The organism is Paenibacillus sp. R-74696 (genome assembly GCF_055814915.1).
This window is the reverse complement of sequence record NZ_JBPULM010000037.1, coordinates 152,433-162,630: the sequence shown is the minus strand read 5'-3', so window position 1 is coordinate 162,630 and position 10,198 is coordinate 152,433. Positions and strand designations below refer to the sequence as shown.

General features: G+C 48.6%; 11 protein-coding genes and 1 other RNA gene. All 12 read right to left on the bottom strand.

The window, feature by feature from the left end:
- Positions 1-262: 262 nt before the first annotated feature.
- Positions 263-529: a pro-sigmaK processing inhibitor BofA family protein gene (locus tag ACSR9A_RS18220; protein WP_473758705.1), complete on the bottom strand. Its 267-nt coding sequence runs from the start codon at positions 527-529 to the stop codon at positions 263-265.
- Positions 526-819, bottom strand: coding sequence for a DUF2508 family protein (locus ACSR9A_RS18215; protein WP_341280478.1), 294 nt, complete (start codon positions 817-819; stop codon positions 526-528). Before ACSR9A_RS18215 ends, ACSR9A_RS18220 begins: the two co-directional genes overlap by 4 nt.
- Positions 820-1,036: 217 nt before the next feature.
- Complete coding sequence (recR, locus tag ACSR9A_RS18210) at positions 1,037-1,636, bottom strand: recombination mediator RecR (RefSeq protein WP_046229552.1); 600 nt, start codon at positions 1,634-1,636, stop codon at positions 1,037-1,039.
- Between the two features lie 43 nt (positions 1,637-1,679).
- Positions 1,680-1,991 (bottom strand): YbaB/EbfC family nucleoid-associated protein, encoded by a 312-nt coding sequence (locus ACSR9A_RS18205; protein WP_056037661.1) that lies wholly within the window; start codon positions 1,989-1,991, stop codon positions 1,680-1,682.
- Between the two features lie 22 nt (positions 1,992-2,013).
- Positions 2,014-3,801 (bottom strand): DNA polymerase III subunit gamma/tau, encoded by a 1,788-nt coding sequence (dnaX, locus tag ACSR9A_RS18200; RefSeq protein ID WP_473758704.1) that lies wholly within the window; start codon positions 3,799-3,801, stop codon positions 2,014-2,016.
- A 168-nt stretch (positions 3,802-3,969) separates the two neighbouring features.
- An RNA gene (gene ffs / locus ACSR9A_RS18195) (signal recognition particle sRNA large type) lies at positions 3,970-4,237 on the bottom strand.
- Positions 4,238-4,372: 135 nt separating this feature from the next.
- Entirely contained in the window at positions 4,373-4,783 is a 411-nt protein-coding gene (locus ACSR9A_RS18190; RefSeq protein WP_473758703.1) for a hypothetical protein, read from the bottom strand.
- Between the two features lie 86 nt (positions 4,784-4,869).
- Entirely contained in the window at positions 4,870-5,067 is a 198-nt protein-coding gene (gene rpmE / locus ACSR9A_RS18185) for a 50S ribosomal protein L31 (protein ID WP_046229556.1), read from the bottom strand.
- 241 nt (positions 5,068-5,308) lie between these two features.
- A complete protein-coding gene (locus ACSR9A_RS18180; protein ID WP_473758702.1) occupies positions 5,309-6,565 on the bottom strand; it encodes a radical SAM family protein in 1,257 nt (418 codons plus the stop codon).
- A 22-nt stretch (positions 6,566-6,587) separates the two neighbouring features.
- Positions 6,588-7,955 carry a transcription termination factor Rho gene (gene rho / locus ACSR9A_RS18175; protein ID WP_473758701.1) on the bottom strand — a complete coding sequence of 456 codons (1,368 nt, stop codon included), beginning with the start codon at positions 7,953-7,955 and terminating at the stop codon, positions 6,588-6,590.
- 131 nt (positions 7,956-8,086) lie between these two features.
- Positions 8,087-9,346 carry a UDP-N-acetylglucosamine 1-carboxyvinyltransferase gene (gene murA / locus ACSR9A_RS18170; protein ID WP_473758713.1) on the bottom strand — a complete coding sequence of 420 codons (1,260 nt, stop codon included), beginning with the start codon at positions 9,344-9,346 and terminating at the stop codon, positions 8,087-8,089.
- Positions 9,347-9,764: 418 nt separating this feature from the next.
- Positions 9,765-10,160, bottom strand: a complete 396-nt coding sequence (locus ACSR9A_RS18165) for a response regulator (protein ID WP_046229561.1) — start codon at positions 10,158-10,160, stop codon at positions 9,765-9,767.
- Positions 10,161-10,198 lie beyond the last annotated feature (38 nt).

Below are 10,198 nucleotides of genomic sequence, written 5' to 3'. Positions count from 1 at the left end.
GTTTCGTTCTTGTCTGCCGTATGTCTCAGCGGCGACTCATATAATATATCACAGGCGCCCAAGTAAATGCAAGTACTTTTTTAAAAAACTTTTTCAGTGCTTTTCAACACTGTATGTACCTGCCCTTGACGCGAGATATAGAATACCATGAACCAGACGGACAAGTCAACCCAAATACAAAAAAATCAGGAAAGCCCTTATTTCAGGCTTGTCCTGATCTCCTTTAGTCCATTAACACTGCCTTTCATTGCTTCCTAAATACTTAAACCATCATGTGCTGCAGACCTACAATAAGCGCAATACCCGGAACTCCGAGTACAACCACCGTTGATATCGTTGCCGGATTAATAGGGATTTTAATATCAGAAATAAGACCGGAGTAATTCAATAAATAAAGAACTGCACAAGCACATACCAGATGCAAGGTGAAGCTTTTTGCCCATGACCATGAAAGACGATGTCGAACTATTATGGCAAGCAGCGCAACCGAAGAGAAGACCAGAACAACAAGTAATATGTTATTCATCATTGGACCGCCCTCCATTCCGACCAGCTCTTGCAAGCTCTTTTGGCGGTGCGGAGCAAAGAGTCATAACGCTTTTCAGCCGTAATGATGGCGTATATCGCATAATCAATCTGGTCTTTACCTAAAGCATAGTCAAAAAAGCGGTTTGCATTTTCCCATTCCAAATGGGCCTCATAAATTTCCTGGCGCAGCCGATCGGTCCACTGCAGGGCATCCATCTCCCCTTGTACCCCATTAACCGACTTTTTCTCCGCCGTCATACTGCCGCTTCTCCATTTATTGAGCTGTTTCATCCCCTCATGACCTCCCGCTTGTCCATTCAAAAGCCAAGGCTGCCTCTATTCCATATATAAGCTAAAAACCTTGCAAATAGAACTAGCGTCGATATCAATCAACCACAACAGCTTTCTAAGCGAAAAAGCAGTACGTTATTCTCGCATACCCTTACATGCTTCATATAAAAAAAGCTGCCCCTATCGTTTTGAACGATAAGAACAGCTTTGCCTATCTTTAGCCCAGCTCTCTGCGGCCTTCCAATGCTTTGGACAGCGTAACTTCATCGGCATATTCCAAATCTCCACCAACTGGCAAGCCGTGAGCAATTCGCGTGACCCGTATGCCAAAAGGTTTCACAAGCCGCGATATATACATCGCGGTCGCTTCTCCTTCGACATTCGGATTAGTCGCCAGAATAAGTTCCTGCACTCGCTCATCACTGAGGCGGCGCAGCAGCTCGGCAATTTTGATCTGATCCGGACCGATTCCCTCCATAGGAGAGATCGCCCCTTGCAGCACGTGATAATGCCCCATGAACTCCTTCGTCCGTTCCATCGCCACCAAATCTTTCGACTCCTGTACGACGCAAATGACGGAGTTGTCCCTGAGCTTATCCTGGCAAATACGGCAAGGGTCCGTATCTGTTATGTTGCAGCAGATGGAGCAATAAGTCAGATTGCGTTTCACGCTTACGAGCGCTTTAGCAAAATCAATGACATCATCTTCCTTCATGCGCAGCACATAAAAAGCCAGTCTCGCAGCTGTTTTCGGTCCAATACCCGGCAACCTGGTGAAACTGTCAATCAACTTCGCTATCGGTTCGGGATAATGCAACAGGTGTAGCTCCTTTCAAATCAGAACGAGCAGTGGCTTATTTTTAGAACAAGCCTGGGATTTTCATGCCACCTGTAAATTTACCCATGTCCTGGTTCGCAACATCGTCCACTTTTGAAAGGGCATCGTTTACAGCTGTAATAATCAAGTCCTGCAGCATTTCTACATCTTCCGGATCTACCGCTTCCGGTTTAATTGTAATATCAAGAACTTTTTTGTGGCCGTTTACAGTAACGTTAACTACGCCGCCGCCTGCTGTGCCTTCAACGGTTTTGTGGACAAGCTCTTCCTGTGCTTTCATCATTTGCTCTTGCATCTTTTTCACTTGCTTCATCATTTGATTCATATTGTTCATTGTAATCACCTCTTATTTATAGTTAAAAATCCTCTTTCACAACGACAAGATCTTCGCCAAACAGCTTTACCGCTTCCTCTACCCATTTAGGCTGGGCTGGCGCTGCGTCCGGCATATCCGATTGCAGTTCAAACGCTTCGTCCGGCGTACCTGAGCCACTATCGGTTGCAGACTGCCATTCTTTAATCATAACCGTCGCAAGCTGAAGCGGCTCCCCGAACACGCTTTGCAGAACCCGCTCAATAATTTCTTTATGCGTCGGCTTCTCCGTTGTTTCTCGGTGCATCGTGTTTTTGAAAGCAACCAACACAGTGCCGTCCACGACCGATACCGGCTCACCGTCCATCAACCACGCATGGACGGTGATTTTGGTTTCCTTCACCCGCTGCAGCAGCTCGCTCCACTTCATGCGGACTTGCCCCGTTTCACTGCTGCCAGCAGCGGATAAATACGGCCCCAGCTTAACTGACGTGCGAACAGATACAGAGTTAGAACCACCACTGCGGTTATTAAAGGCAGGACGATTGCCATTTGCCCCGGTCCGGGCTGCTGCACCGCTGGCAGACGCACCTCCACCAACAGCCGGAACGCCATTTTGCAACAGCTGCTCCAGCTTGCGTTCGAGCTGCTCCACTTGCTGGCGCAGACGGCCCACCTCTGCGGAAGAACTCGCTGCCCCGCCAGATGGCTGGGCAGCATCCCCCGCAGACGCGCCTTCGTGGCTATCGCTGATGGTGCAAATTTTCATCAAAGCGACCTCGAACAGCGTCTGCGACTGAGCGGCATGCTTCATTTCCGATTGATAGCTGTTCAGCGTATCAATCATGCGAAACAGGCGATCCGGCGTAAAAGCATCCGCCATTGCCCGGAAACGGTCCGCATCAACGACGCGTTCCGTTGCTGCTCCGCCTTGCGGAGCAAGCTTAAGCACAAGCAAATCCCTGAAATAATAAATCAGGTTCTCCATGCACTTATCCGCGCTCTTGCCCGCTTGTGTCAAGCTTTCGACAAGCGGCATTACAGCGCCAACATCACGATCGCGAACCGCTTCCGCTAGTTCATAGAACTGGTCGGCCGCCATCCCGCCCGTTACATCGACAGCGCCATCCAGCGTAATGCTTCCGCCTCCGAAAGCCGCTACCTGCTCAAGTAGGCTAATGGCGTCACGCATGCCGCCTTCCGACAGCCTTGCAATATAAGCAATCGCATCCTCTTCGGCGCTAATGCCTTCTTCCTTACAAATCTCATGAAGCCGCTCCGACTGCTCTGCAAGCGACACCTGCCGAAAATCAAAACGCTGGCAGCGGGAAATAATCGTTGCAGGAAGCTTATGCGGCTCTGTTGTTGCTAATATAAAGATAACATGTGCAGGCGGCTCTTCCAATGTTTTGAGCAAAGCATTGAACGCCTCTGAAGTAAGCATGTGTACCTCATCAATAATGTACACTTTATATCGTACTTCAGATGGGGCGTAGCGCACCTTATCCCGTATATCGCGAATTTCGTCGATGCCCCGATTGGAGGCAGCATCAATCTCCACGACATCCATAATATGACCAGCTGTAATACCGCGGCATGCGTCGCATTCATTGCAGGGCTCCACTGCCGGGCCAGATTCACAATTGACTGCTTTCGCCAATACCTTAGCTGTCGTCGTCTTCCCCGTCCCACGGGGACCGTTGAACAAATAGGCATGCGAAACGCGATCCTCTTTTATCGCATTTTGCAGCGTCTGCACAATATGCTGTTGTCCCACCATGTCCCGAAACGTCTGGGGACGCCAGGCACGGTACAAGGCAATATGAGTCACATGGACCGTTCCCTTCTTGTTTCCTTACAGGAATTCTGCAAAAATACTCTATCTCTTATTATACATGATCAAAGCCTCAAGCCAAACAAAAAACACCCGCAGCACCATTCGAATTCATCGAAAAGCGTCGCCGGTGTCTGTGAACATCCGAAATATAAAACTTTAATACCGTGCACCTGCCCTTGATTAATGTAACCCAGGCGGCACTCTTGCACCACAGCTCGAGCCAGGCACTCCCCCGGCACATGAACTAACTTACTTACGGCTGCTTCCTTCCGGACCTGACCGAGTTCACAAGCGTCCATTGCGGAGGACCCAACTGTCAACACTGCTCGCAAGCGCCAAACCCCGCATAGACATAACCTCAAACAGGAATTCAACCTCGCTAAAGCGGATTGCGAGTTACAGGGCACCGCTAACTCCCCATCTAGCACGGCAAAAATAAGTATAGCTGATAATGTTACAAAGCGCAACTTTTCTGGAGACAAGACATGATATGCAGCTTTTCAGCAAGCGTGAGCGTCATGGCCTTCTCAATAAGAGGAAGGACCTTTCCGCATAAAAACGGGCATTACCGGCTCGTTTTTACCCGCACCTCATAGCGCGGCATATTATATTGCAAAGTTTCCTCTGCTTTATGCTGAAGCTGCTTCACCTGCGCATCGGACATGCCCGGTTTGGCGGTCAAATGAACGACCAAATGCTCCCCATTAAAATGAATCCAGCTTTTATGGACACCATCCATCTTCTTGATCAGCTCGCCGACAAACTTTCCGTCTGAGCCGTAATTTAAATACGAATGCTTATTCGGTATGTTCGGGTTGCTGTTAGACAGCCCCATATAACCGTCATGGCCATAGGATTGCATCTGCTGCTTATGATCAGGCTGACCACAGCCGACAGCACTTGTCGCTGCCAGCAGCAGGACACCTGCCAACAACAGCATGCGCGAGCTTTTTGAAAGCAATATGCTCCTTCTCATCAAAAAAACCTCCCTTATAACCATTAGAATGGCTAAGGGAGGTTCTTGTATTCTGCCAAATATAGACAAAATAGACATCACAGCAATTAGATGCCGTATTTCTTTTTGAAACGATCGACGCGGCCGCCCACATCCAGGAACTTCTGCTTACCCGTATAGAATGGGTGGCATTGGGAACAAATCTCTACACGAAGGTTCGGTTTAATGGAACCAGTCTCGAAAGTGTTACCACAAGCGCAAGTTGCTGTAGTGATATGGTATGTCGGATGAATAGCTTGTTTCATCTCTTTCACCTCTTTCTGCCCTGAGCCACAGGCGGGCCCAGAATTAAGTCATACATCTCTGCATTATAGCATAGCCCAGTCCATGTTGTAAAACACAAGGTGAAACGGTTGTCGCAGTCCTTTGGCGGCGCGGCACGTTTCAGTCCGAGAAATATAGAGAAAGTATGGAGAAATCATATGCTTTCCTATATTTCAAAAGAAGGAGCTGCCCATTACTGGACAATCTGCTCCTTCTAGGGCATTAAGATTGAATTAAGCTCGCAGGCGGAACATGGGTGAACGAGCCAATTACGACATCTGGCAGCTCATCACGGAAAATTTCCAGCATCTGCTTCATCCCATAAATCTCGCCTTGCGCCGGCGGGATCAAGGATAAATAGCTTTCCGGGTCAATGTTCAGGTTCCGCATTTGGATGAGCTTGAGTCCAGTCCGCTTAACAAAGCCGATCATCGCCTCCATCTCTTCCTCACGATCCGTCACACCAGGGAAAATCAAATAGTTAATCGACGTATATACGCCCTTGTCCGTCGCGTATTTCAACGACTTCTCTACATTGGCGAGCGTATAGCCACGCGGCTTGTAATAGGCATTGTAATGGTCATCAAGCGCACTGATGGTGCTGACACGCATCAGATTGAGGCCCGCATCGACAATTGCACGAATGTGATCCGTCAGCCCAGCGTTCGTATTAATGTTAATGTAGCCAAGTGATGTCTGGCTTCTTACCCGTCGCATCGCGTCGACAATAATCCGCACCTGCGTAGAAGGCTCGCCTTCGCAGCCTTGCCCGAAGCTGATGATGGAATCTTCATGGCGAAGATGCTCCAGCATAATCTCAGTCACTTCGTCCACTGTCGGCTTGAAGTTCATCCGTGTTTGCGGAGCAACAAAGCCGCTGTCGTCCGGCTGTTCAGAAATACATCCAAAGCATCCTGCATTACACGAATACGAAACCGGAACCGCACCTTCCCAGCGTTGCAGGAACGTATTAGACGACGTCAAGCATTCATAGCCAAGTGCACAGTTCGACAAATGCTTATATAGACGATTTTCCGGATATTTAGACGTAATGCGTTCAACTTGCTGCTTTACCTCATCACGGTCGCAATTCAACGGATCCCAGCGCTCCGGATTATCGGATTGCTCTGCTGCAACGTAGAAGCCATTGTTTTTCCATACGACTGCCGTATAGCCGAATAAAGGCAGTTTTTCATTTTTGTCTGCTTTGACATAGCCTGGCAGAGCAAGCCGCGTAAAGCCTTGCGGCAAAAGCGCGCCAACCGCCTGCTTATTGCCTGGAAGCAGCTGCATTTCGCCCGTATCCGGGTTAAGGCCCACTGCCTTCGTAAATGGCAAGCTTACAAGCGTCGCCCCTTCCGGCAACGGAATGAGCTCGTCCTCCATCATTTCGACAATCATATCGCCGCTGCGGCCTAAGGCTATATAGTGAGGATGATCAAAGACATTTCCTTGTTCATCAGCATATACAAGATTCATGATGTTCTCCTTTCAGGCAGCGCTAAGAGCTATGCGTCGTGCGAGGGGCTGCCGAACGGCGGCCCGCCGCTGGCGTTGATGATGACGACGAACTAGTACTGCTGCTTTTGATTCCGCTGCTGCGCTGCGGCGGCTTCGTCTCAGGCATGGAATCGAGCGACATGAGAAATTCACTATTCGTTTCGCTGTTTTTCAGCTTTTTGAGGAAGCCGTCAACGAACTCAATCGAATCGTTCATATTTTTACGAACCACCCATAGCTTCTCCAGCTCTTCTTGCGTCAGGAGCATTTCTTCTCGGCGCGTACCCGATCTGCGGATATCCAGCGCTGGGAAAATACGGCGTTCAGCCAGTTTTCTGTCCAAATGCAGCTCCATATTGCCTGTACTTTTAAACTCTTCATAAATGATGTCATCCATACGCGAGCCTGTCTCCACAAGCGCTGTCGCAAGGATCGTCAAGCTTCCGCCCTCTTCCACATTCCGCGCCGCACCAAAAAACCGCTTCGGACGATGGAATGCAGCAGGGTCGATACCACCGCTCAGCGTACGGCCGGATGGCGGCACTACCAAGTTGTAGGCACGAGCCAGACGCGTAATGCTATCCATCAAAATAACAACATCCTTCTTGTGCTCCACCAGTCGCAGCGCTCTCTCCAAGACAAGCTCTGTTACCTTAATATGATTTTCCGGTACTTCATCAAAAGTAGAAGCGATGACTTCGCCCTTAACCGAACGCTGCATATCTGTAACTTCCTCAGGCCGTTCATCAATAAGCAATACGAACAGCTCAATCTCAGGATGATTGGTAGAAATGCTGTTGGCAATCTCTTTGAGAAGCAACGTTTTGCCGACTTTCGGAGGTGCAACAATGAGTCCACGCTGGCCAAGTCCAACAGGTGCAATTAAATCCATAATTCGTGTGGAAAGTTTAGAGGATGCCGTCTCAAGCACCAGTTTTTTCTGTGGAAAAAGAGGAGTCAATGCGGGAAAATGTAACCGTTCAGCTGCGAGTTCAGGACTCGTCCCATTAACTGCATTTACTTGCAGCAAACCAAAGTATTTCTCCGAATCTTTCGGAAGCCGGCATTTGCCGGATACTAGATCGCCTGTACGAAGATCGAACTTGCGAATTTGGGAAGCCGAAATATAAATATCCTCTTTGCTTGGCAAATAGTTGATAGGCCTAAGAAAGCCGAAGCCTTCCGGCAAAATTTCCAGGACGCCCTGCATGAACATCAAGCCGCTTTTCTCAGCCTGAGCCCGCAATATTGCGAAAATCAATTCCTTCTTCTTGAGTTGGCCATAATACGGAATTTGATACTGCTTCGCCAGCTTATACAAATCCGTCAGCTTCAACTCTTCCAGATCGGCGATCTGAAGATCTGTCATGTTCTCACCACTTTATTCAGTTTTATGGTACAGCATACCGCTAAAGTCCGATCTATCAGTATATACCATAGTTGGCGCCGGTTATTCCTCATCCCTATGGACCAGCGCCAAGCTCAGGTCTGCCTGCTTATTTAGGAGGTTTCCGTCTCGCGCCACACATCGGCGCCCAGTCTTCGCAAATTATCAACCAAATGATCGTAGCCACGGTCAATATATTCCACGCCGCTTATTTCGGTAATGCCTTCCGGTACGGTCAAGCCAGCAATAACAAGCGCCGCGCCTGCACGCAGATCTGCTGCTCGAACCTTAGCGGCGTTAAGCGGGCCGCCTTCAATAATGGCTGATCTTCCTTCAACACGAATGTTGGCGCCCATGCGCGCAAGTTCAGGGACATGCTTGAAGCGATTGCTGTATACATAGTCGGTTAAAATACTTACGCCGCTCGCTTGTGTCAGCAAGCTCGTCATAGGGGACTGCAAATCGGTAGCAAAGCCTGGATAAACCAATGCTTTAACATCAATAGCATTGTACTTTGGAGCGCCCACGATGCGGATAGACTCATCCATTTCGTATACGGTAACGCCCATTTCTTCCAGCTTCGCCGTCATAGCTTCCATATGCTTCGGGATGACATTGTCAATCGTGACATCTCCGCGCGTTGCCGCGGCGATAATCATGTAGGTTCCGGCTTGAATGCGGTCAGGAATAATGGAGTGGCGGCAGCCGTGCAGGCTATCCACCCCTTCAATCCGAATGGTTTCCGTGCCGGCCCCTTTAATTTTTGCGCCCATGGCATTGAGAAGAGTAGCTACATCTATAATTTCAGGCTCTTTTGCCGCGTTTTCTATTATAGTAGAGCCTTTGGCCCGAGAGGCCGCAAGCATAATGTTGATCGTTGCTCCTACACTTACCACATCAAGATAAATTTTCGCTCCCCGCAGCTCCTTGGCAGATATGCGCATCGAGCCATGCTCATTCGTTACGGTTGCGCCAAGCGCTTCAAAGCCTTTAATATGCTGATCGATAGGTCTTGGTTCAAAATTGCAGCCGCCAGGCAAGCCAATAACAGCTTCTCCAAAGCGTCCCAGCATCGCTCCCATCAAGTAGTAGGAAGCACGAAGTAGCTTAACCTTGCCATTGGGCATAGGCTTCGCTTTAAGATTAGAAGGATCAATGCGCATCATATCGCCTTGCCAGTCAATGACCGCACCAAGATCTTGCAAAATTTCGCTATAAACAGCAACATCACTCAAATGAGGCAAATTGTCCAGCACAACCTCGGACTCCGCCAGTATTGCAGCGGGAACCAACGCTACAGCGCTATTTTTAGCACCGCTGATTTGGACCGTTCCTTGCAGCGGACGTCCGCCGCGTATCATCAATTTCTCCATCAATTTTGTAGTCCTCCCGTTGTATCGAAAGAGAACAAAGGAAAAACCGCCACAGCGAGCACACGCCGCCGCATGCACACTGTTAGAAGGCGGTTCGTCATCCCGTGCTCCTGTTGTTACGCTTGATTGTTACTTCCGAACAAGCGGATTTTCTCTTGAAATACAGCTTGCTTTGCAAAGCGAGCAGGAGACAGGTATCTCCATGGATGAAAGCCTTGTCCATTCGCCGACATCATTTTCGAGAATTGCAGAGCTGCAAGCCACATGGTTCTCTGTGTTTACATTTATTTTACCAATACCTAATGCGATAGACAAATGAACAGCTTGATTCTGAGCCATTATACCATAATGGCGTCAGGAATGGTAAAGCTCTTTTGCCAAGACTCCAATAATAGAATAATAAAAAAGGGCCCGCTAATCAGGACCCTATCGCGAATCGACTGCTGGAACCGCCATCTAGCTGCATGTTCACCGCTATTCGCATTTCATCAATATCAAACGGCTTGGTGAAATGCATCAAAGCTCCGAGATCGGTCGCTTCCTTAATCATATCCAGCTCACCATAAGCCGTCATCATAATGACTTTTATGTCTTTATTAATGGCTTTCACATGCTTTAAAATTTCTAAACCGTCCATACCGGGAATCTTCATGTCAAGCAGCACCAAATCAGGGCTTTCCTTCTTCACAATTTCCAAGGCAAGCTTGCCGTTGGAGGCTTGAAAAGTCGCATAACCCTCACTGCTGAACACTTCCATCAAAAGCACACGGATTCCATTCTGATCGTCCACTATTAATAGCTTCTTTTGTTCCAAAATATAATACCTCCCACGACAGAGCGACAACAATTGGC

Excerpts from the sequence above, each read along its gene's own strand:
- ACSR9A_RS18220 (WP_473758705.1), bottom strand. The coding sequence starts at position 529 with ATGATGAATAACATATTACTTGTTGTTCTGGTCTTCTCTTCGGTTGCG.
- ACSR9A_RS18215 (WP_341280478.1), bottom strand. The coding sequence starts at position 819 with ATGAAACAGCTCAATAAATGGAGAAGCGGCAGTATGACGGCGGAGAAA.
- ACSR9A_RS18205 (WP_056037661.1), bottom strand. The coding sequence starts at position 1,991 with ATGAACAATATGAATCAAATGATGAAGCAAGTGAAAAAGATGCAAGAG.
- ACSR9A_RS18190 (WP_473758703.1), bottom strand. The coding sequence starts at position 4,783 with ATGAGAAGGAGCATATTGCTTTCAAAAAGCTCGCGCATGCTGTTGTTG.
- rpmE (WP_046229556.1), bottom strand. The coding sequence starts at position 5,067 with ATGAAACAAGCTATTCATCCGACATACCATATCACTACAGCAACTTGC.
- ACSR9A_RS18180 (WP_473758702.1), bottom strand. The coding sequence starts at position 6,565 with ATGAATCTTGTATATGCTGATGAACAAGGAAATGTCTTTGATCATCCT.
- rho (WP_473758701.1), bottom strand. The coding sequence starts at position 7,955 with ATGACAGATCTTCAGATCGCCGATCTGGAAGAGTTGAAGCTGACGGAT.
- murA (WP_473758713.1), bottom strand. The coding sequence starts at position 9,346 with ATGGAGAAATTGATGATACGCGGCGGACGTCCGCTGCAAGGAACGGTC.